Raw genomic sequence first — 21,200 nt, forward strand, 5'->3', positions numbered from 1 at the left:
ATTTGTTAACACTAACTATATATGGCGTAACCGCCCTGACAACCCCCACGACATGCGGTGGTTGTGGCAACACGTAGCGGTGCAGTGTGACGGCGCTGTGACGGTTTGCTCGTGCCTAGATTTTCAGCTTGTCGCGCATGAAGGACAGCGCCACCGACAGACCGTCCGGAGCGATCCCGTGCGCTGTTCCTTCGGACACATGCGCATAGGTTTCAAACCCCGCCAGCGTCAGTGCATTCGCCGCCTCCGGTAGCGAGCTGGGCGGCACGACGTCGTCGGCATCGCCGTGGATCAGCATGACCGGGGGTTTAACCCTTGCCTCGTCCTCAAGGAGTTCCGGCCCCAGCAATCGCCCGGAAAAACCGACGATCCCCGCCACGGCCTCGGACCGCCGTGGCGCGACGTGCAGGCTGATCATCGTGCCTTGCGAAAAACCCAGAAGGATCAGGTTCTCAGGCGAGACGCCCTCGGTCTCAAGGACGTGGTCGATATAGGCGTTCAAATCCTCCGCAGCCGCGAGCATGCCCTTGGTCGCGTCTTCCTCGCTCGATCCGTCGAGCCAGGGGATCGGGAACCACTGATACCCCATCGGATTGTTGACGCAGCGCTCGGGCGCGTTGGGCGCCAGAAACGCCGTCCGTGGCATATGGGGCATCAAAGGGTCCGCCAGCCCGATCAGGTCGTTCCCGTCCGCGCCATATCCGTGCAGCACGATGACAACGTGCTTGGCCTTGCCCATTTCGGGGCCTTTGCGAACTGCGTCGAGCGTGCGTGTCATCGAATTCCTTCCCGGTTCTTGGCTACGTGGTAGTAAGCCCAAAGCGTGCGCGCGGCAACCGACCGCCAGGGGCTCCACGCACCGGACATGTCGCGCATGGCGCGTTCTGACGGGCGGGCCTCCAGATCGAAAAGCAGCCGCGCTGATTCCTGAAGCGCAAGGTCAGCGGGGGCAAACACATCCGCATGCCCAAGCGAGAACATCGCGTAAATCTCTGCCGTCCAGCGCCCGATCCCCGGCACTTCGGTGAGTTCCGCGATCACTTCCTCCGTCGGAGCGTTGCGCAGGGAGGCAAAGGGAAGCCGGGCTTCCGCCAGTGCACGGGCGTAGCGGATTTTCTGGCGCGACAACCCGGCCGCACGCAGGTCGTCATCGCTGGCCCACATGATCTTGCGCGGACCGGTCAGTTTCGCGCCCTTCAACTTTTTCCAGATCGCGTTAGCGGCAGCGACCGAAACCTGCTGGCTTACAATCGCCCCCAGCAGCGCCTCGAACCCATCCTTGCGCAGCCGCAAGGGCAACGGCCCGGTCTGCGCAAGCGCATATGCAAAGCGCGGCTCTGTGCGGGACAGAAACGCCGCGCCCTCGGCGACGCAAGCATCAGAGCGGATGATCCGCATTGTTCAGCCCTCCGACCCAGGTCATCATTTCCTCGACGCTGGAAACCTGTTCTATGCCCGTGTAGTCCGGCCTGCGGATCATCAGTACCGGTATCCCCAGCGTGCGCGCTGCATCCAGTTTTGTACGCGACGCCGCGCCGCCCGCGTGTTTGACGATCAGAACGGTAATCCCGAGACGACGAAAAAGCGCAACCTCGTCGTCAACCGAGAACGGCGGGCGCCCAACAAGAAACTCGCCTTTGCGATATGGGTAAGGGCCGTCTGGCGGGTCGATCTGGCGGCACCAGGTATAGGCCGCCCGCATGCCCGAAAACGCAGCAAGCGTCTGTCGCCCGGTGGCCAGAAACACGTGATCATCCGGATGAACGCGCGCGGCTGCTTCCGCCTCGTTTGCAACCTCGTGCCAGACATCCCAGCTTTGCGGGGTCCAGGGCGGTCGGAGCAGCAATCGGTACGGAATACCCGCCTGCGCGGCCATCCGCGCGGTGCGGCGCGTGATCCGGTCGGCAAACGGATGGGTTGCATCGACAATAACGTCTGGTCGTGCATCCCGCAGGTATCTGGCGAACCCTTCATCCCCCCCGAAACCGCCAATCCGGGTCGTGCCCGGCCCCAGCAGCGGATCGCGCGTTGCCCCGGCCAACGATACGGTCAGGTCGAGTCCCGCACTTCGGTCCAACCGGGCAGCCAGATCGCGCGCTTCGGCCGTCCCCCCGAGCATCAAGAGCTTCATGGGCCCGCCTGCGCAATGATATGTCCTTGCCGGTCGGTGACGATGACGTCCACCTCTATCCCCGGCCCGAGAACACTGCGCACTTGTGCATGCGCACTTCTTGCGACGTGATCGGCCATGGGGGTTCCAATCTTTTCATAGGCTTCCAATGCGGTGTTCATGTCTGCCAGGTCGGGCACCTTGAGATCAGCGGCGAGTGCGCGCAGATCAACCTGACTGCGCCTGGAATGCAAGTCCAGCGCGCCCTGTGACAGCTTGGTCATCTTGGCGATGCCGCCTCCGATGGTCAGGCGTGGCACAGGGTGCTTGCGCAGGTATTTCATCAGCCCGCCCGCAAAATCGCCCATGTCCAGCATCGCATGATCCGGCAGCGCAAAATGCCGCTGGACCGCTGCCTCCGATTGGGCTCCGGTACACCCTGCGACATGAGACAAGCCGTCGGCCCGCGCGACGTCGATGCCGCGATGGATCGACGCGATCCAGGCCGCGCAGGAGAACGGTCGCACGATCCCGGTGGTCCCGAGGACAGAGAGCCCCCCTTCGATACCCAGCCGCGGGTTCCAGGTTTTGGCCGCAAGTTCCTGACCGCCGGGGATAGACACCGTGATCTCTATATCGCCTTTTTGACCATGTGCCGCCGCCATGTCCGCCACGACCTGTTGCATCATCTGGCGCGGCACCGGGTTGATCGCCGGATCCCCCACCGGGATCGGAAGGCCGGGTTTGGTGACGTGGCCCACCCCCTCACCCGCACGAAACACGACGCCGCTGTCGGACCTTGCAACCCGCGCGATGATCAGGGCACCGTGCGTGACATCCGGATCATCACCCGCGTCCTTGGTGATCCCTGCCTCGGCCCATCCCGCACCGCTGTCACGGTGGGCCAGCGCGAAGACCGGGGTTTCCCCCCTTGGCAAGGTGATCGACACCTCGTCCACGAATGCCCCACCCCAGAAACGCATGAGCGCCGCCTTGGTCGCAGCGGTCGCACACGCACCGGTCGTCCAGCCGCGCCGCAGCTCTGTGTCGGGTTTCCTGCTCATCGGCTGCGACTATAGGCTGCGGAAATTCTGCCGCCAATTCCAAGATTTGCGTCGCTGGCGGGCTTTCTTTCGTCACGTGGCTTGCGTCATAAGGACTCCATGAACGACTCGACCCTGTCTGACCTTCCCAGCATGGACCCCGGCTGGGTCTGGCTGTGCGGCGCCGGCCCCGGCGACCCGGGGCTGCTAACCCTGCATGCGCTCAACGCGCTGCGGCAGGCGGACGTGATCATCTACGACGCGCTGGTTGACGAGCGCATCCTCGACTGGGCCCGCCCGGAGGCAGAACGCATCTATGCCGGCAAACGCGGGGGCAAGCCGTCGGCGGTACAGCGCGATATCTCTCTGCGCCTGGTGGAACTGGCCCGCGCAGGCAAGCGTGTGCTGCGCCTGAAGGGCGGCGACCCGTTCGTCTTCGGGCGCGGCGGGGAAGAGGCGCAAACCCTCGTGCAGCATGACGTGCCTATCCGGATCATCCCTGGCATCACCGCGGGAATCGGTGGGCTGGCCTATGCCGGCGTGCCCGTGACCCACCGCGACGTGAACCAATCCGTGACCTTCGTGACCGGCCATGACCAGTCCGGTCAGACGCCCAGTGCGCTGGACTGGGCAGCCATAGCCAAGGGCTCGCAAGTGATCGTTGTCTACATGGGCATGAAACACATCGCCCGGATCGCGGCGCAGCTGATTGCCGGTGGACGGACGCCAGATGACCCGGTCGCGGTCGTGACCACCGCAACGATGCAAACGCAGTCGGTGCTTGAAACGACACTTGCGCGCGCGGCTGACGATATCGCGGCGGCGCACCTGTCGCCGCCTGCAGTGATCTGCATCGGGCGCGCGGTTCTGATGCGCCAGGCGCTCGACTGGCAGTCGATGCTGCATGGGGCCCCGCCGCGCAATACCGACCCGCTGGACCGTGGCCGCCCGGCGGAGAGCGCGTGAGCACACCGCGCGGGCTGATCCTTGCCGCGCCAAGCTCGGGAAGCGGCAAGACAACGCTGACGCTCGGGCTGCTTCGCGCGCTCAGGCGTGCCGGTGTCAGGGTGCGCGGCGCGAAATCGGGTCCCGACTACATCGACCCTGCATTTCATGAGGCGGCGAGCGGCGCGCCGTCGCTCAACCTTGATGCGTGGGCGATGTCGGAAACGCGGTTGCGAACGCTCGGCGCAGGAGATGGGCTCCTGCTGATCGAAGGGGCGATGGGCTTGTTCGATGGCGCCCCCCCGGAAGGGCGCGGGGCCACGGCGGACCTCGCGCGGATTCTTGGGCTGCCAGTAGTGCTGGTGGTCGATGCCGCCCGGATGAGCCAGTCGATCGCGCCCCTTGTCGCCGGGTTCGTGCGCCATGATCCGGATGTGCGTATCGCCGGGATCATTCTGAACAAGGTCGGCAGCCCCCGGCACGAGCGAATCCTGCGCACGGCCCTCGCTCCGCTCGGCATTCCGGTGCTCGGTGCGGTGTTGCGAAACGCAACGTTGGCGCTGCCGAGCCGTCACCTCGGTTTGGTGCAGGCCCGCGAGCATGCCGATCTGGAGGCATTTCTTGACGCGGCCGCCGATCAGGTCAGCGCGCAGGTCAATCTGACGGCGCTGCAAGAGATGGCGCAGCCGTACTCCGCCACCGCAGCCCCAACCGGCCAGCGCGCGGTGTTTCCGCGCAAGGTGGCGGTCGCGCGCGATGCGGCGTTCACCTTTGTCTATCCCCACCAGCTGGCGCAATGGCGTCACACGGGGACGAAGGTCGCGTTCTTCTCGCCCCTTGCGGACGATCCGGTTCCCGAGGCGGACATGGTCTTTCTGCCTGGCGGCTACCCCGAACTGCACGCAGAGCCGTTGACCAATGCCCGCACGTTTCACGACAGCCTTCGGGCTGCCGCGCGCAACACACTGATCTATGGTGAGTGCGGTGGCTACATGGTGCTGGGAGAGGCGCTGACGGACGCGAGCGGCACTGCGTTCAAGATGGCCGGGCTGCTGGGGCTGCACACGAGCTTTGCGACCCGCAAGCTGCATCTGGGCTATCGTCGCCTGGAAAGCCGGTCCGCGCAGTTGCAAGGCAGCTATGCTGCGCATGAGTTTCACTATGCCACGACACTCGCGGCGGAGGGCACCCCGCTGTTCGATGCGTGGGACGCGGAGGGGACCGCCCTGCCCCCAATGGGTTTGCAGAACGGCCGCGTGATGGGGTCGTTCGCCCATATCATCGATGTGATCTAGCGCGGCATTTGTGTCATCTGGACTTGACCGCATGATCGGCGTAGCGCTGGGGCCATGACCGATGTAACCGCTCCGACCCCGGATACGACCGATACGCGCGCAAAGCGCAATGTCGCCGTTCTGGTGGCGGCCCAGGCCATTCTGGGCAGCCAGATCACGATGATATTCGTTATTGGCGGGCTGGCCGGTCAGATGCTTGCGCCGAACCCGTGTCTTGCAACTCTGCCGATTTCGATGATCGTCTTCGGGTCCATGACGACTGCGCCATGGCTCAGCGCATTGATGCAGCGCTACGGACGGCGCACCGGGTTTCTGGTCGGTGCGGCGGGCGGCGCAATCGGGTCGCTGATCGGTATGTTCGGGTTGATGACCGGGAACTTCTGGGTATTCCTCTTTGGCTCCTGGATGACGGGAACCTACCTGTCCTCGCAGGGTTTTTTCCGGTTCGCGGCGGCGGATACGGCATCAGACGCCTTCCGCCCCAAGGCCATATCCTATGTGATGGCTGGTGGGTTGGCGTCCGCCCTGATCGGGCCGCAACTGGTCAAGGTTACAACCGACCTTTTCGTCGTGCCATTCATGGGAACGTATCTGGTGGCGTTCGCAATCAACATCCTGGGCATGGCGCTCTTCTACTTTCTCGACATTCCGAAACCCAAGCGCACGGCGGCGACACAAACCTCGGCCGGGCGCTCACGGCGCGAGTTGCTGCGGGACCCGGTGATCCTGACAGCGGTGATTTGTGCGATGGTCGCCTACGCGTTGATGAACCTGGTGATGACCTCCACGCCGCTGGCGGTTGTGGGGTGCGGGTTCACCACCGGGAACGCGGCTGATGTGGTCAGCGCGCATGTGATCGCGATGTTCGCCCCGAGCTTCGTCACCGGCCACCTGATCGCCCGCTACGGCGCGGAAAAGATCGTTGCCATCGGGTTGCTTATTCTCGCCGCAGCCGGCGGCGTTGCCCTGTCAGGCGTGACGCTGGGGAACTTCTTCGTCGCGCTGATGCTGCTTGGGGTTGGCTGGAATTTCGGCTTCATCGGTGCAACCTCCATGCTGACCTCTGCACATTCAGAGGCCGAACGCGGCCGGGTTCAGGGCATGAATGATGCCATCGTATTCGGATGCGTCACGATCGCATCGCTGGCCTCGGGCGGATTGATGAATTGCTCGGGCGGCGATGTGGTCGCGGGATGGTCGGCCGTGAACCTGGCGATGGCGCCGTTCCTGATGCTTGCAGGCGGAACCCTGATCTGGATGCTTCTGCGCCCGCGCACCGCCTGAACGCTACCAGCGCCCCGTTGCGGATAGAGCCATAAGGCGCGCGCGACGCGCAAATTCCGACACTCCCAACGCGCCTTCCGCCACGCGGCCCGGCTCCGCACGCACCTGTTTCAGGATGGGCCCGGCAAGCCATCCCGCGCGCAGCGCTGCACGGGCACGCGCCGGAATGGGCCCGGCGGCATCGCGCGCGTCGCTCAGACGCGCAAGCCCGGTTTCGGCAAGCGCGACAAGCGCTGTCGGACGACCATCCAGGAGCGGAATGCGCCCGCGTTCCTCTAGCGCCGGAACAGCGCGCAGGTAATTCGCAAGCCCGACAGCCCAGCCAAAACCACGCACCGCGGCCTCGCTCGCCTCCGCGGCCCCAAGCGCCTGCGCCGACACCCACATCAGCGTGCCCGCCGTATCCTGCAAGTAGCGCTCGAAATGTGCGTCATCCTCGAACGGATCGCGATAAATGTCCCAGCGGCGGGCGGCAACGAAACGGTCCAGCGCGCCCCAGTCGGTGCCCTCACCCAGTGCTTGTGCCAAGGGGCCGACCACTTCATGCGCGCGGGGCCGCTTGCCTTGTGCCAGCTCCTCCAGCGCGTCGCGCCACCACTGGAGGCGCATTTCCGCAATCATCGCCTCCTGCGTGACCCAGGGCGCGCGGCTGACCTCGACATTCAGGGCATATATCGGAAACAGTGTTTCGCGCGCAGCTACGGGGGCGGCCATCGCGGCAAGGAACCGGTCGGGGTCAGCGCGCGCGACAAGCCCGGCGCAGGCCGCAAGACTCATTCCGGAGTTACCACGAACAATGCATAGGCGATGTCGTCAGCGGCAGCCGCCCACAGGTCGATTTCCCGTTGTGCCTCGGCGATGGCGCGCTGCACCGTATCCCAAGCTTGGCCTTCGCGTAAAATGTCCAGCCGAGCCTGCAAGGGCTCGTAATAAGCGCGCCACGGCGCACCGATCAGGAGCTTGTGGCCAAGCGTCCTGTACCCGGCTTCTGCAATCTGCGCCTCGACCCCGGTCACATCGGTGATCTGCGGATAGTCCTGCCAAAACGCGCGTACAGCCTCCGATGGCGAACCCGACGTCAGCACAGGTTCGGAAAACGCCACGCATCCGCGCTCCGCCAGTGCGTGCCGCCATCCAAGCAGGCCCTCCTTCACGCCCAGAAAGTAGATCGCCCCAGCGCACCAGATCAGGTCGAGCGGGCCTTCAGGCGCAGACATGTCACCGACTTCGAATGACGCTTCGGGAACACGGCGGCGCGCGGCCTCGATGAACTGGGGAACCATATCGACGCCTGCGATCTGCGCTTCAGGTCGCATCTGGGCCAGCACAGCCGTATCTGCCCCCGGTCCACAGCCAAGGTCGGCAATGCGTGCATTCTGCGGTGTCTTGGCCAGGTCCAGCGCCCACAGAACCGATTGCGCGTCTCCCGGACCCTCCCGCGGAAGATCCTTGTGCACTTCCAGAAAGGCGTCCCAGTTCGGGTCTGAGGCCGTCATTGGGCGGCCACTGCCTGCGCGGTCGCGCCGTCGCGGGCCAGTTTCCAGTTGATCGCGTCCACCAGCGCCTCAAAGCTGGCATCAACTATGTTTGCCGACACTCCAACGGTCGACCAGCGACGCCCCTGCGCGTCCTCGCTGTCGATCAGAACGCGGGTCACGGCCTCGGTCCCGCCATTGGTGATCCGCACCTTGAAGTCGACCAGACGCATGTCTTCAAGCAACGCGGTATACGGCCCCAGATCCTTGGCCAGTGCCCTCGACAACGCATTGACCGGCCCCCGGTCCGACCCGGTTTCATCCATCGACTCGCTGACCGACAGCTTTTTTTCCGTACCGATTTTGACGACAACCACCGCTTCGGACAGGCTGATCATCCTGTTGTACTTGTTCTTTCGCCGCTCCACTGTGACACGATACCGTTTCACTTCGAAAAACCGCGGCAAAGCGCCAAAATGATCCCGCGCAAGCAAGTCGAACGAGGCTTGCGCGCTATCGTAGGAATACCCGATATCCTCGCGCCGTTTGACCTCGTCCAGCAGGCTGGGCAGGCGCGGATCATCCCGCGCAATGTCCAGTCCCGCATCCGCCAAGCGTTTGCGCAGGTTGGACTGCCCGGCCTGGTTGGACATCGGGATCACGCGCGCATTTCCCACGGCCTCGGGGGCAATATGCTCATAGGTGCCGGGGTCTTTCAGGATGGCCGATGCGTGCAGGCCCGCCTTGTGTGCAAAGGCCGACGCGCCGACATAGGGCGCGCTCTTGACCGGCACGCGGTTCAGGATGTCGTCCAGCAGGCGCGACACGCGCACCAGGTCCTTCAACGCGTCACGACTGACCCGCGTCTCATGGCGCGACGCGTAGGGCTCTTTCAAAAGCAGCGTCGGGATCAGCGTACAGAGGTTGGCGTTTCCGCACCGCTCACCCAGCCCGTTCAACGTGCCCTGCACATGCCGGGCCCCCGCATCAATCGCAGCCAGCGCATTGGCGACCGCGTTGCCGGTGTCATTATGAGTGTGAATACCCACGTGGTCGGCAGGAACCCCGGCTTCGATCACGGCGCGCGTCATTGCGCCAACCTCCGCCGGCAAACGCCCGCCATTGGTGTCGCACAGCACGACCCACCGCGCGCCGGCCTCATAAGCTGCGAGTGCGGCTGCCACGGCATAATCCGGATTGGCCGCATACCCGTCAAAGAAATGCTCGGCATCGAACAAGGCCTCGCGCCCCTGGGCGATCACATGCGCAACCGAGGCGCGGATATTGTCGAGGTTCTCCTCCAGCGAGACGCCGAGCGCGTGCGTAACGTGGTAGTCATGCGTCTTGCCCACCAGACAGACCGAGGGCGTGCCCGCATTCAGCACGGCGGCCAGAACATCATCATTCTGCGCCGAGCGGCCTGCGCGCTTGGTCATCCCGAACGCCGTGAAGGTCGCGGTGTCGAATTTCGGGGCGACGGCGAAGAACTCCGAGTCGGTCGGGTTCGCTCCCGGCCAACCGCCTTCGATGTAGTCCACACCCAGCGCATCCAGCGCCGCCGCGATCTGTTGTTTCTCCGAGGTTGCGAATTGCACGCCCTGCGTCTGCTGCCCGTCGCGCAGGGTTGTGTCGTAGAGGTACAGCCGTTCGGTCATACCACGCCCTCCAGTTTTGCGGCGTCGAACCCGGAGCCCGGAACAAGCTCAACCCCGGCCTTGGACATCCGCACCTCGACCCCGGCAGCGATCAAAGCGCTTTTCATGCGGTCCACTTCCGAGAAATCCTTGGTTTGCATGGCGGCTGCACGTGCGTCCGACAGCGCCTCGGCAAACCCGTCCAGGTCGACATCCGCGACAACGTCCCACCCGGCAAGGTCTTCGCCCAGCACGCCCAACACCCGCGCCGAGGTCAGAAGTGTGGCCCACTCTTCGTCCCGCGCCAAAGCGTGCAGCGCCGCGATGGCGCCGGGTGTGTTGAGATCATCACACAGCGCCTCCATCACGTCCGGCGCCGCGGCCGCCGCGGGCTCGATGCCCGCGGTGGCCGCCCGCCACTTGCGCAAGACCGCCTCGGCCTCCGCCGCCTTCTTCGCTGTCCAGTCCATCGGCTTGCCGTAATGCGTGCTCAGAAAAACGAACCGGATCACCTCTCCCGGCACGCCATCGTCCAGCAAATCGCGTACGGTAAAGAAGTTGCCAAGGGATTTGGACATCTTCTTGCCCTCGACCTGCAACATCTCGTTGTGCATCCAGACCTGCGCAAATCCGCCCTCGGGATGCGCGCAGCAGCTTTGCGCGAGTTCGTTCTCGTGGTGCGGAAACATCAGGTCGTTGCCGCCCCCGTGAATGTCGAAGCTCTCGCCCAGCAACTCGTGGCTCATGGCTGAGCATTCGATGTGCCAGCCCGGGCGCCCCCGCCCCCAGGGGCTGTCCCAGCCCGGCAGGTCTGGCCCGGACGGCTTCCACAGTACGAAATCCATCGGGTCACGCTTGTAGGGCGCAACTTCCACCCGCGCGCCTGCGATCATGTCATCCACCGATCTGCCCGAAAGCTTTCCGTACTCCGGGTAGGACCGCACATCGAACAGAACATGTCCCTCCGCCGCATAGGCATGGCCCCCTGCGATCAGGTCCGCGATCATCGCGATCATCTGCGGGATGTATTGCGTCGCACGCGGGGCCGCGCTCGGCTCCAGCGCACCAAGGGCGGCCATATCCTCCAGAAACCAGCCGATCGTCTCATCAGTGATCGTCCCGATGTCGCGCCCGGTCTCTGCCGCGCGCGCGTTGATCTTGTCATCCACGTCGGTGAAATTGCGCACATAGGTCACGTGATCCGCGCCGTAGACGTGCCGCAACAGGCGGTACAGCACATCGAACACCACGACCGGCCGCGCATTTCCCAGATGGGCGCGGTCATACACCGTGGGGCCACAGACATACATCCGCACGTTGTTCGGATCGAGCGGTGCAAAGCGCTCCTTGCGGCGAGTCTTGGTGTTGGTCAGACGGATCTCGGTCATCGCTTGTCCTTATGCGGGACGCTCCCGTTCTGGGCGTAAGCTCCTTGAACCTTGAGAAGACACAAAAGACCAGCCCGCGAACGATCGCTCAGGCGCAAATAATGCAAATGGTCTGCGGTTTTGTCATGCGCGTTGTATATCGCCGACGCCCGGTCTGGACAATCCCCTGCGGGGATCGCACGAATTGCGTCGCAGACAGAGGGAGGCGGATGCATGAAACTCGACGAGACAGCGGCAATTGTCACAGGCGGCGCGTCCGGGCTGGGAGCGGCCTGCGTCCGGCATCTGACCGCGCAAGGCGCCAAAGTTGCCATCCTGGACAGGGACACCGGAAAAGGCACCGAGTTGGCCGAGGAGACCGGCGCGTGGGCCTTTGGATGCGATGTGACGGATGAAGACGGTTGCAAGACCGCAATCATGCAGGCGCGCAACGCGATGGGCGGGCTGAACGCGGCGATCACGTGCGCAGGCATCGCGACAAGCGTCAAGACACTTGGTCGGGATGGCCCGCATCCGCTCGACGCATTTCGCCGGACCATTGATATCAACCTTGTCGGCACCTTCAACGTTGCCCGCCTTGCCGCTGCCGCGATGGCGGAGAACACGCCGGATGCGGACGGTGCGCGGGGCGTGATCGTGACCACGGCCTCCATAGCGGCCTTTGACGGGCAGAAAGGCCAAGCCGCCTATGCCGCGTCCAAGGCAGGGGTCGCCGGTCTGTCCCTGCCAATGGCGCGCGACCTAGCCCGCGAAGGGATCCGGACCGTCGCCATCGCTCCGGGCATCTTCAGAACCCCCATGCTGGAGGGGCTGGGAGAAGAGATCATGCAAACCCTTGCCGCCGATGTGGCGTTTCCCAAGCGTCTTGGCGAGCCACGGGAGTTCGCCCAGCTAGCCGCGTTCATTTTGACATGCGGCTACCTCAACGGCACGACGATCCGCCTTGACGGGGCGCTCCGCATGCCATGAGCGGCTACTCTTCGGGTTCGAATTCCAGCGCCACGCCGTTGATGCAATACCGCAATCCCGTCGGCTGCGGACCGTCGGGAAAAACGTGGCCCAGGTGCCCGTCACACCGGTTGCAATGCACTTCGGTGCGGGTCATGAACCAGCTCTTGTCGACGCTTTCGCCCACCATCTCGCTGTCGAGCGGGGCGTAAAACGACGGCCACCCGGTTCCGCTTTCGAACTTGGTTGCCGCATCGAACAGCGGCGCACCGCAACCCTTGCACAAAAAGGTGCCCGGTTCCTTGGGAAAATCCTCGTGTGTGCCGGCGCGCTCGGTGCCATGCTGTCGCAACACCTTGTAGGCCATCGGATCGAGGCTTGCGCGCCACTCTTCATCACTCTTGACGACTTTTTCCATATCGGGGTCTCTGTTGTTATGTTCCGGTCACATGCGGGCCCTACCGCAACGTCATGCAGCGCAAGGCCCCTCTTGCGCACCTACATATGGTCGAACACGCCGCCGCCAAGCCCCAGGAGGTTGACGATGCTGAGATTGAGAAAGGGCCGCTACAGCGCCCGGTTTGCCGAAACGGCGGCGGATTTGTCCGCGTGTCAGCGCCTGCGTTACCTCGCGTTTATCGACGGAAGCGGCGCAGACCCCCGCGAGGACGGTCTTGAGGCAGACGCGTTTGACGCGCGGTGTCGCCATGTCATGGTCGAAGAGACACGCACCGGGACGCTTGTGTGTTGCTTTCGGCTTTTGACCTTGTCCGATGGTGGCGAGATCACCTCGTGCTACGCCGCCCAGTATTACGAGCTTTCGGCGTTACAGGCCTATGAAGGCCGCATGGTGGAAATGGGCAGGTTCTGCATTCACCCGGCCCACAAGGACCCCGATATCCTGCGGGTCGCATGGGGGGCGATGACCCGTTTCGTGGATGACGAGGGCGTCGAGATGCTTTTCGGCTGTTCCTCGTTCAAAGGCACTGAAGCCGACACCTACATGGATGCGTTCGCCTTGCTGAACGAGCGCCATCTGGCTCCGAAGCGCTGGCTGCCGCGCGTGAAGGCCCCGGCGATCTTTCCGTTCGCGCAGCGTCTCAAACGGCGCAAACCCGACCTGAAACGCGCCCAGCAGGGGATGCCGCCATTGCTGCGCACCTATCTGCTCATGGGCGGTTGGGTCAGCGATCATGCCGTTGTCGACCGCGACATGAACACCCTGCATGTCTTCACCGGGCTCGAAATCGGCGCGATCCCTCCGGCGCGCGCGCGGCTGCTGAGGCTTGCCGCGAATTGAAAAAGCCCTGCAACAGCAGGGCTTTGCCAGTCGTTTTTGATGTGAATAGCGCTCAGGCGTTCGCTTCGCGGATCTTGTCCGCGGCATCCTTGTTGAAGGTGACGGCGTTTTCCTCGAACAGTGTGTCCAGTTCCCCCGACAAGGTCATCTCCGTGATGATGTCGCATCCGCCGACAAACTCTCCCTTCACATAAAGCTGCGGGATCGTCGGCCAGTCCGAGAATTCCTTGATGCCCTGGCGGATTTCCTCATCCTCAAGGACATTCACATCCGAAAATTCGACCCCCATGAAGTTCAGCACACCAGCGACGCGGCTGGAAAAACCGCACTGCGGCATGCTCTTGGTGCCTTTCATGAACAGCACCACATCGTTGGTTGCCACGGTGTCTTTGATGCGATCTGCAACATCAGTCATTGTCTGATCCTTTATCTGGCTGTCGTGCCGAGAGCGGTATGAAGAACCGCGCTTGATCCTGTGGGTCGCGAGACATGCGAATTTCAGCGGAGTGCCCGCCACCCGCGCCACCCGAATGGTAGCTAACGTCGATCACGGTCTCTCCGGGTCCGGGGGCTGCGCCACGTTCGGGCGGATTGCGCAGTTCTGACCGCACCACCCACACCGCGCGCGCAAGCAAAAGAGCGATAATTGCCCCTGAAATCAGCGCGATGGAGGTGAAGAAACTCATCAAGGGGCTTTCGTCGTGAGCGCAAGAGCGTGCAGTTCGCCCGCCGGGCCATCCATCTTGCCCTTCAGAGCCGCATAGACGGCACGCTGTTGTTGTACGCGGTTCTTTCCGCGAAAGCTCTCATCGATCACCATCGCGGACATATGGACCCCGTCATCCCCCTCGACGACGATCTGTGCGTCGGGAAAGGTTTCGCGCAACAGCGCTTCGATCTTGTCAGCATGCATTGGCATGGGCTTAATCCTGAGTCTTTTTTTCGTCTATAATGTATGCTTCGGCCCCAAAGGCTGCAAGCCCAGCGGCGTCCGTCACGCCGGAAGTCCGATCGCGGAGGCAAAGCTGCCGCGATAGAGCACGGACAACACGCTCAACGGCGCGGAACTGCCTGAAAAACTGACAGTTTCGCCACCAAATCGCCCGACATGCGCAATCGGAACCCCGGCTTGCGATGCGGCGGCCATCAGGGCTTCGGCCTGATCGAAGGAGCAGGCGATCAGATACCGCGCCTGATCTTCCCCGAACAGGGTCTCCATATCGCCGACATCCAACGAGACGCCCATCTCTGCAGCGTCGGCCATTTCGAAGGCGGCCAATGCCAGACCACCATCGGAGATGTCGCTGCACGCACAGATCAAGGCGCGATTGTCGAGGATGAACGTGCCATTGCGACGCTCCGCATCCAGATCGACATGGGGGGCGTCGCCGTCTTCACGGTTGAATACCTCCGCCAAAAGGGCGGATTGGCCCAGATGCCCAGAGGTCTCTCCGATCACCAGCGCCTGGTCGCCGGCCACCGGCAGGCCCGCGGTAACCTGGTCCACATGTTCGATCAGCCCGACTGCGCCGATGGTGGGGGTCGGCAGGATGCCCTGACCATCGGTTTCATTGTAAAGGCTGACATTGCCGGACACGATCGGCATGTCGAGCGCGCGGCAGGCGGCCCCGATCCCTTCGAGTGCGCCGACGAACTGGCCCATGATTTCGGGCTTTTCCGGGTTTCCGAAATTCAGGTTGTCGGTCGTTGCCAGGGGCCGCGCGCCAACCGACACCAGATTGCGAAACGCCTCTGCGACCGCCTGTTTGCCCCCTTCGACGGGGTTGGCTTTCACGTAGCGCGGTGTGACATCCGATGTGAACGCGAGCGCCTTGTCGGTGCCGTGAACGCGCACCACACCGGCCCCGAGCCCCGGCGTACGCAGCGTGTCGGCCATCACCTGGGTGTCGTACTGCTCCCAGACCCATGCCTTGCGCGCATAGTTGGGGGACGCCAGCAATGCCTTGAGCCCATCAATGGGGTCGACTGCCGGAACCGGTTCCAGCGCGTCCGCCTGTGGCGTGGGCACCCAGGGGCGATCATATTCCGGCGCGCTGGAGCTGAGTTTCGACAGGGGCAGATCCGCGACCGTGTCATTGCCATGAAGGATCAGGAACCGGTCTTCTGCAATGGTCTCGCCGACAATGGCGAAGTCCAGATCCCATTTCTCGAACACTGCGCGCGCCTCGGCCTCCCGTGCCGGGTCGAGGACCATCAGCATCCGTTCCTGGCTTTCGGACAGCATCATCTCATAGGCGGTCATTCCGGTTTCGCGCTGCGGTACGTCATCGAGTTGCAGCTTGATCCCAAGACCACCCTTGTCGCCCATCTCCACAGCCGAACAGGTCAGCCCGGCCGCCCCCATGTCCTGTATGGAAATCACGGCGCCGGTTTGCATCAACTCGAGGCACGCTTCCATCAGGCGTTTTTCAGTGAACGGGTCGCCCACCTGCACGGTGGGGCGCTTTTCTTCGATCGTGTCGTCAAACTCGGCCGACGCCATCGTGGCGCCCCCCACCCCGTCGCGCCCGGTCTTGGCTCCAAGATACACGACCGGGCGTCCAACGCCGGAGGCAGCAGAGTAGAAAATCTTGTCGGTATCGGCCAAACCCGCGGCAAACGCGTTCACAAGGCAGTTGCCATTGTAGGCCGGGTGAAACCGCACCTCGCCACCGACTGTCGGCACGCCGAAACAGTTCCCGTATCCCCCGATGCCCTCGACGACGCCAGACACCAGTTGCCGCGTTTTCGGGTGCGCCGGTTCCCCGAAGCTGAGCGCGTTCATCGCTGCAATGGGCCGTGCGCCCATGGTGAACACATCGCGCAGGATGCCGCCCACCCCGGTTGCTGCCCCCTGATAGGGCTCGATGTAGCTGGGGTGGTTGTGGCTTTCCATCTTGAAGACCACCGCCTGCCCGTCGCCGATATCCACGATGCCGGCGTTCTCGCCAGGACCACAGATCACTTGGGGCCCCTCTGTGGGCAGTTTGCGCAGATGAAGCTTGGAGGATTTGTAGGAACAATGCTCGTTCCACATGGCCGAGAAAATTCCAAGCTCCGTAAAGGTCGGCGTGCGCCCGATAATCTCAAGAATGCGCTGGTATTCGTCCGGCTTCAGCCCATGGGCGTCGATCAGCTCGGGCGTGATGGCAGGCTCGGTCGGGGTCATGGTGCGCGCGGTCCCTGTGGCAAAAACTTGCGCGTCTCATAAGCCAAGCCTTGGCCGGGGAAAAGGGGGCGCTGGCACGGCATGCACACTGCATCCGTTCAAGTCTGAAGATATCCTCGCCGGAGGCATCCGAACGGGACACGCACATCCGCCCATTGACCGCGCGCGGCCTTCACAATAGCTCAGACCGAATGGCACGCCCTCCTCTCCTTCAGCTTTCCGGCATTCGGCTCGGATTTGGTGGCACTCCACTCTTTGATGACCTCGACCTCGTGGTGCAGCCCGGTGACCGCACAGCACTGGTCGGCCGCAACGGATCTGGCAAATCCACCCTGATGAAGGTCATGGCCGGATTGGTCGAGGCCGACACGGGTACGCGCACCACCGCACCCGCCACATCGGTAGGTTACATGCAGCAAGAGCCCGATCTTTCGGGGTTTGCGACCCTTGGGGATTTCGCCGCCTCCGGGTTGCTGCCCGAGGACGCATGGCGGGTGGAGGTCGCCGCCGAGGGGCTGAAATTGCTGCCGGAGACACCCGTGGACAAAGCGTCGGGCGGGGAACGCCGACGCGCGGCGCTTGTCAAACTCCTGGCCGAGGCACCGGACCTCATGCTGCTCGACGAGCCGACCAACCACCTCGATATCGAGGCCATCGGCTGGCTGGAGGCGCATCTGGCGGACACCCAGACTGCCTTTGTCCTGATTTCGCACGACCGGGCATTTCTGAGCCGACTGACCCGTGCGATACTCTGGATTGACCGTGGCGTGGTGCGCCGTCAGGAACGCGGCTTTGCAGATTTCGAGGCTTGGCGCGACAAGGCGTGGGAAGAAGAAGACATCGCGCGCCACAAGCTGGACCGCAAGATCAAGGCGGAAGCCAGATGGGCAGTTGAAGGCATCTCTGCCCGGCGCAAGCGCAACATGGGCCGCGTGCGGGCTCTGGGCGAGTTGCGCAAGACCCGCGCCGACATGGTGCGTCGTCAGGCCACCGCTGCCATGGCACTGGACGCGGGCACGACATCCGGCAAACGGGTGATCGAGGCGAAGGGCATCTCCAAGACCTTCGGCGACCGCGTGATTCTGCGCCCGTTTGATTTGCGTATCCAACGCGGCGACCGCATCGCGTTCGTCGGTCCCAACGGGGTCGGCAAGACAACGGTCCTGAAAATGCTGACGAAGGATCTGGAACCGGACACCGGGTCCGTGACCCATGGCACAAACCTCGAAGTGTCCGTCTTCGATCAAAACCGCGCACAGCTGGACCCGGACATGACCCTTTGGGACAACCTGACCGGCGATCCGTCCATGCGTGTGTCAGGGCGCGCCGACCAGGTGATGGTGCGGGGCACGCCGCGGCACGTGATGGGCTACCTCAAGGATTTCCTGTTTTCCGAGGCGCAGGCCCGAAGCCCGGTGCGGTCTTTGTCAGGCGGCGAGCGCGCGCGGCTCCTGCTGGCCCGGATCATGGCACGGGATTCGAACCTTCTGGTCCTGGATGAGCCAACCAACGATCTGGACATCGAAACACTCGACCTGTTGCAGGAGCTGCTGTCGGAGTTCCCCGGAACGGTTCTGCTGGTCAGTCACGATCGCGATTTCATTGACAGGGTCGCAACCTCCACCATCGCAATGGAGGGGGACGGCCGTGCCGCCGTTTATCCAGGCGGCTGGTCCGACTATCAGGCGCAGCGCGGCGCAACACCTGCGGCGGACGCGGAAGAAAAACCCAAATCCGCGAAGCCGAAACCAGCCAAACCCTCAAAATCTGCCGGGCCAACGGCATCCGGCCTGAGCTTCACGGAAACACACCGGTTGGAGGCGCTGCCCGCGCAGATCGAACGCTTGGAGGCCGAAATCTCAAAGCTCGAGGAATTCTTGTCCGACCCCGATCTGTTCACCAAGGAACCGGTGAAGTTCAAGAAGGCCACAGAAGCGCTCGTGGAGCGCCAGACTGCCCTAGCCGCGGCCGAAGAAGAATGGCTGATGCTGGAAGAAAAAGCCGCCGAGGCATCCTGAGCCTTGCCCCCGCCCGCCTGATCCGTACGCTGCGCCAATGACCGGACGCAAACCCGAAATTGTCTGTATTGGCGCGCAGAAAGCGGCGACCAGTTGGTTTTACCGGGTGTGTCAGGACCGCACGGATATTTGGGTCCCTCCGTTCAAGGAGGTGCATTTCTTCGACCACAAGTTCTGCCCCGAAAATCGCACCTGGATCCAGCCTGCGCTGGTCCGCAGCGTGGAACGGGCCGCAGCGCGCCACAGCGCGAATGCCACAAGGGTGCGCGGGCGGCCCGTCGACAAGGCATACCTCGCCTATCTTGACAGCCTGCTGGACACGCCTGCCTTCAACGGCACGTGGTACAAACGCGTATTCTCCCGAGCACCGACCTCGGCAAAATGCCTGGATGTAACCCCTGAGTACTGCACCCTGCCCCCCGAAGGTGTCGCGTTCGTCGCGAAATTCCTGCGCGACAGCCGCTTCATTTACATCCTGCGCGATCCGGCAGCGCGCGCGGCTTCGCAACTGCGCATGAACCTGAGCCGCCGCAAGATCACGCCGACCACTCACGCGGACTGGATGCGCCATGCCCGCGACCCCGTGATCGCCAATCGCGGGGACTACCAGACCTACATTCCGCGTTGGCGCGCCCACATCAATCCCGACAAACTGCTGTTTCTCGCCTACGGCGATATCCGGGACCGCCCCGCGGAAGTGATGCGCCGTGTCGAAGCATTCGCGGGGCTGGGCCGGGAAGATCCCGAAAGTCTTGGCCAGGTGTTTCACAAAGGCGCTGAGATGGACATTCCCGAGGAGGTGCACGCCTATTTCACAGACGCGTTCTCGGATCAGCGCCGGTTCCTCGAAGACACGTTCGGACCGGATTTCGCCACACGGCTATGACGCCTGACGCCGGACGCCTGCGCCGAGCGGTTCACGCCCCGAGAGGTGGATCAGTTCAGGAACTGATCGGCATTCAGCTGACCGAAATTGCTCAGGATCTGGTTGAGGAACGACACACCCTCGACAGTGCTGTCGGTGATCCGACGGTTCAGCGCGATCACTTCGCCGTCCTCAAGCGAGAAACGTTCGATGTTGCGGATGGTACCGCTGTCATTGAACGATATCGCCACGACCTGCCGTTCGATCTCGGTTGGCTCGCGATACGCATAGTATTCCCAGCGCGATCCGATGAAATACCACGCTTCCTCGGCGACAACGCCCTGTGTGGCGGGGCGACCTACTGCTGCTTCGACGGCAGAACGGTCGTCAACCCCGACAACCAGCTCCGCCAACTCGTCTTCGCTTGGAACATATCCGGAATTGCGATAAGTCGACGCGCATGCGGCCAGCACCGCAATCACAAGCCCCCCAACCAAGAGACGCAGGATACGCACACCACTCTGATACATTGCGACCGCGCCCTCCTTGCTGTTGCGATCGAAGCCGTCTCAGCCCAAGTATCGGAACACACCAGACGGATCAAGCGCTGCCCTTCGACCTCTTGGTTCTGGGCGCGCGCTGACGATGTGACACCTACAGGAGCCTCTTTATGTCATCGCCCACGCAACCCGCCCCAAGCCCCAGTCTCGTGTTGCGTCTCGCCGATCTGCCCAAGCGCAAGCCGACCCGATTTCATCTCAGGCCGGCGGAAGAGTCCAATCGCACCCTCGCCCAGGAACTTAAGCTTACGGATCTGCGCAAGCTTACCCTTGTCGGCGAGATCACCCCGACCGGCAAGGCCGACTGGCGTTTGTCGGCACGGTTGGGCGCGACCGTAGTGCAGCCCTGCGTCGTGACGTTGGAGCCCGTGACCACGCGTATCGAAGAGCCGGTCGAACGTGTCTTTCTGGCATCCTGGGAGCCCCCGGTAGGGGCTGAGGTGGAGATGCCCGAAGACACCTCGAGCGAGCCGCTGCCCGCGACGCTTGATCTGAACGCGATCATGGCCGAGGAACTGGCCCTTGCGCTGCCGCAGTATCCCCGGACGGAGAATGCAGGGGTCGGCGATACACAGGTGACCGAACCCGGCAAAAAGGCGATGACAGATGATGACGCCAAACCGTTCGCGGCGCTGGCCAAACTGAAGCTGGTGGACGGCCCCAAGGACACGTGATCTTGCGACGTGGGTCTGCAAGCGACATCCTGCAATTGATTTTCCATAAACACTTGCGGGGCTTAGGAGAGCGGGATAAATGCAGCGCAGAAAAACACTTGCGCCCTAGTAGAATCGCAGTATGTTCCCGGCCTCGTTTCCACGCAGGTCCGAATGTGCTGCGTGTCCCGCTTTCGGCGCAGCCGTAACACGAAAAATCCGGGGGAAACCCCGCCTGACCCGAGGTTGAGACATGGCAGTCCCTCAGAACAAGATCACGAAGTCGCGCCGCAACATGCGCCGGTCCCACGATGCACTGGTGGCGGGCAACCCCAACGAGTGCCCGAACTGCGGCGAGTTGAAGCGCCCCCATCACGTCTGCGGTGCGTGCGGCCACTATGCCGATCGCGAAGTGATTGCACAGGCCGACGAGATCGATCTGGAAGACGACGCGGCCTGAGCGGCGCGCACAAGACTTTTCGCACGAACTAGGTAGGTTTGCATGGCCGACGC

23 protein-coding genes are annotated in these 21,200 nt (G+C 63.3%); 9 read left to right on the forward strand and 14 right to left on the reverse strand.

What is annotated here, in order from left to right; translation table 11 throughout:
* Positions 1-115 precede the first annotated feature (115 nt).
* From ACP15N_RS01395 to ACP15N_RS01410, 4 genes are read right to left on the reverse strand one after another with little or no spacing between them, the layout of a single operon-like run.
* The gene (locus ACP15N_RS01395; RefSeq protein ID WP_425090428.1) at positions 116-778 is read right to left on the reverse strand and encodes an alpha/beta hydrolase; all 663 of its coding nucleotides are present in this window, start codon (positions 776-778) and stop codon (positions 116-118) included.
* Positions 775-1,398, reverse strand: coding sequence for a DNA-3-methyladenine glycosylase family protein (locus ACP15N_RS01400; RefSeq protein WP_425090429.1), 624 nt, complete (start codon positions 1,396-1,398; stop codon positions 775-777). The genes ACP15N_RS01395 and ACP15N_RS01400 overlap by 4 nt, the downstream gene beginning before the upstream one ends.
* Positions 1,379-2,131, reverse strand: a complete 753-nt coding sequence (locus ACP15N_RS01405; protein WP_425090430.1) for a cobalt-precorrin-6A reductase — start codon at positions 2,129-2,131, stop codon at positions 1,379-1,381. Before ACP15N_RS01405 ends, ACP15N_RS01400 begins: the two co-directional genes overlap by 20 nt.
* Entirely contained in the window at positions 2,128-3,174 is a 1,047-nt protein-coding gene (locus ACP15N_RS01410) for a cobalt-precorrin-5B (C(1))-methyltransferase (protein WP_425090431.1), read from the reverse strand. The genes ACP15N_RS01405 and ACP15N_RS01410 overlap by 4 nt, the downstream gene beginning before the upstream one ends.
* A gap of 99 nt (positions 3,175-3,273) precedes the next feature.
* Here ACP15N_RS01410 and cobA point away from each other — a divergent pair, with 99 nt between their 5' ends.
* Genes cobA through ACP15N_RS01425 form a run of 3 tightly spaced genes read left to right on the forward strand, consistent with a single transcriptional unit; the run spans position 3,274 to position 6,677 of the window.
* Positions 3,274-4,119, forward strand: coding sequence for a uroporphyrinogen-III C-methyltransferase (gene cobA, locus ACP15N_RS01415; protein WP_425090432.1), 846 nt, complete (start codon positions 3,274-3,276; stop codon positions 4,117-4,119).
* Entirely contained in the window at positions 4,116-5,393 is a 1,278-nt protein-coding gene (locus tag ACP15N_RS01420) for a cobyrinate a,c-diamide synthase (protein WP_425090433.1), read from the forward strand. The genes cobA and ACP15N_RS01420 overlap by 4 nt, the downstream gene beginning before the upstream one ends.
* Positions 5,394-5,447: 54 nt before the next feature.
* Entirely contained in the window at positions 5,448-6,677 is a 1,230-nt protein-coding gene (locus ACP15N_RS01425) for an MFS transporter (RefSeq protein WP_425090434.1), read from the forward strand.
* A gap of 3 nt (positions 6,678-6,680) precedes the next feature.
* On the opposite strand, the gene ACP15N_RS01430 is transcribed toward ACP15N_RS01425, so the two are convergent.
* From ACP15N_RS01430 to cysS, 4 genes are read right to left on the reverse strand one after another with little or no spacing between them, the layout of a single operon-like run.
* Positions 6,681-7,454, reverse strand: a complete 774-nt coding sequence (locus tag ACP15N_RS01430) for a squalene/phytoene synthase family protein (RefSeq protein ID WP_425090435.1) — start codon at positions 7,452-7,454, stop codon at positions 6,681-6,683.
* Positions 7,451-8,173, reverse strand: coding sequence for a class I SAM-dependent methyltransferase (locus ACP15N_RS01435; RefSeq protein ID WP_425090436.1), 723 nt, complete (start codon positions 8,171-8,173; stop codon positions 7,451-7,453). The genes ACP15N_RS01430 and ACP15N_RS01435 overlap by 4 nt, the downstream gene beginning before the upstream one ends.
* Positions 8,170-9,807 (reverse strand): citramalate synthase, encoded by a 1,638-nt coding sequence (gene cimA, locus ACP15N_RS01440; protein WP_425090437.1) that lies wholly within the window; start codon positions 9,805-9,807, stop codon positions 8,170-8,172. Before cimA ends, ACP15N_RS01435 begins: the two co-directional genes overlap by 4 nt.
* Complete coding sequence (gene cysS, locus ACP15N_RS01445) at positions 9,804-11,174, reverse strand: cysteine--tRNA ligase (RefSeq protein WP_425090438.1); 1,371 nt, start codon at positions 11,172-11,174, stop codon at positions 9,804-9,806. Before cysS ends, cimA begins: the two co-directional genes overlap by 4 nt.
* A gap of 213 nt (positions 11,175-11,387) precedes the next feature.
* Between cysS and ACP15N_RS01450 the strand changes: the two genes are divergently transcribed.
* Positions 11,388-12,143, forward strand: coding sequence for an SDR family NAD(P)-dependent oxidoreductase (locus ACP15N_RS01450; protein ID WP_425090439.1), 756 nt, complete (start codon positions 11,388-11,390; stop codon positions 12,141-12,143).
* 4 nt (positions 12,144-12,147) lie between these two features.
* Here the strand turns inward: ACP15N_RS01450 and msrB are convergent, their stop codons facing one another.
* Positions 12,148-12,540, reverse strand: coding sequence for a peptide-methionine (R)-S-oxide reductase MsrB (gene msrB, locus ACP15N_RS01455; RefSeq protein WP_425090440.1), 393 nt, complete (start codon positions 12,538-12,540; stop codon positions 12,148-12,150).
* 126 nt (positions 12,541-12,666) lie between these two features.
* On the opposite strand from msrB, the gene ACP15N_RS01460 reads away from it, so the two are divergent.
* Positions 12,667-13,422, forward strand: coding sequence for a GNAT family N-acetyltransferase (locus ACP15N_RS01460; RefSeq protein WP_425090441.1), 756 nt, complete (start codon positions 12,667-12,669; stop codon positions 13,420-13,422).
* Positions 13,423-13,474: 52 nt separating this feature from the next.
* On the opposite strand, the gene grxD is transcribed toward ACP15N_RS01460, so the two are convergent.
* The 4 genes from grxD to purL form a co-directional block, all read right to left on the reverse strand.
* A complete protein-coding gene (grxD, locus tag ACP15N_RS01465) occupies positions 13,475-13,837 on the reverse strand; it encodes a Grx4 family monothiol glutaredoxin (protein ID WP_425090442.1) in 363 nt (120 codons plus the stop codon).
* Positions 13,830-14,108 (reverse strand): hypothetical protein, encoded by a 279-nt coding sequence (locus ACP15N_RS01470; RefSeq protein WP_425090443.1) that lies wholly within the window; start codon positions 14,106-14,108, stop codon positions 13,830-13,832. The genes grxD and ACP15N_RS01470 overlap by 8 nt, the downstream gene beginning before the upstream one ends.
* A complete protein-coding gene (locus ACP15N_RS01475; protein WP_425090444.1) occupies positions 14,108-14,341 on the reverse strand; it encodes a BolA/IbaG family iron-sulfur metabolism protein in 234 nt (77 codons plus the stop codon). The genes ACP15N_RS01470 and ACP15N_RS01475 overlap by 1 nt, the downstream gene beginning before the upstream one ends.
* A 75-nt stretch (positions 14,342-14,416) precedes the next feature.
* Positions 14,417-16,591 (reverse strand): phosphoribosylformylglycinamidine synthase subunit PurL, encoded by a 2,175-nt coding sequence (gene purL / locus ACP15N_RS01480; protein WP_425090445.1) that lies wholly within the window; start codon positions 16,589-16,591, stop codon positions 14,417-14,419.
* 191 nt (positions 16,592-16,782) lie between these two features.
* Between purL and ACP15N_RS01485 the strand changes: the two genes are divergently transcribed.
* Positions 16,783-18,609: an ABC-F family ATP-binding cassette domain-containing protein gene (locus ACP15N_RS01485; RefSeq protein WP_425090446.1), complete on the forward strand. Its 1,827-nt coding sequence runs from the start codon at positions 16,783-16,785 to the stop codon at positions 18,607-18,609.
* Between the two features lie 37 nt (positions 18,610-18,646).
* On the forward strand, positions 18,647-19,495 hold the full coding sequence (locus tag ACP15N_RS01490; RefSeq protein WP_425090447.1) for a sulfotransferase: 849 nt from the start codon (positions 18,647-18,649) through the stop codon (positions 19,493-19,495).
* Between the two features lie 50 nt (positions 19,496-19,545).
* On the opposite strand, the gene ACP15N_RS01495 is transcribed toward ACP15N_RS01490, so the two are convergent.
* Positions 19,546-20,004: an outer membrane protein assembly factor BamE gene (locus ACP15N_RS01495; protein ID WP_425090448.1), complete on the reverse strand. Its 459-nt coding sequence runs from the start codon at positions 20,002-20,004 to the stop codon at positions 19,546-19,548.
* A gap of 140 nt (positions 20,005-20,144) precedes the next feature.
* On the opposite strand from ACP15N_RS01495, the gene ACP15N_RS01500 reads away from it, so the two are divergent.
* A complete protein-coding gene (locus tag ACP15N_RS01500; protein WP_425090449.1) occupies positions 20,145-20,708 on the forward strand; it encodes a YceD family protein in 564 nt (187 codons plus the stop codon).
* A gap of 232 nt (positions 20,709-20,940) precedes the next feature.
* Positions 20,941-21,147, forward strand: coding sequence for a 50S ribosomal protein L32 (rpmF, locus tag ACP15N_RS01505; protein ID WP_425090450.1), 207 nt, complete (start codon positions 20,941-20,943; stop codon positions 21,145-21,147).
* Positions 21,148-21,200 lie beyond the last annotated feature (53 nt).

Source organism: Tropicimonas sp. S265A, assembly GCF_049800835.1.
In the GTDB taxonomy this organism is placed as follows: Bacteria; Pseudomonadota; Alphaproteobacteria; order Rhodobacterales; family Rhodobacteraceae; genus Dinoroseobacter.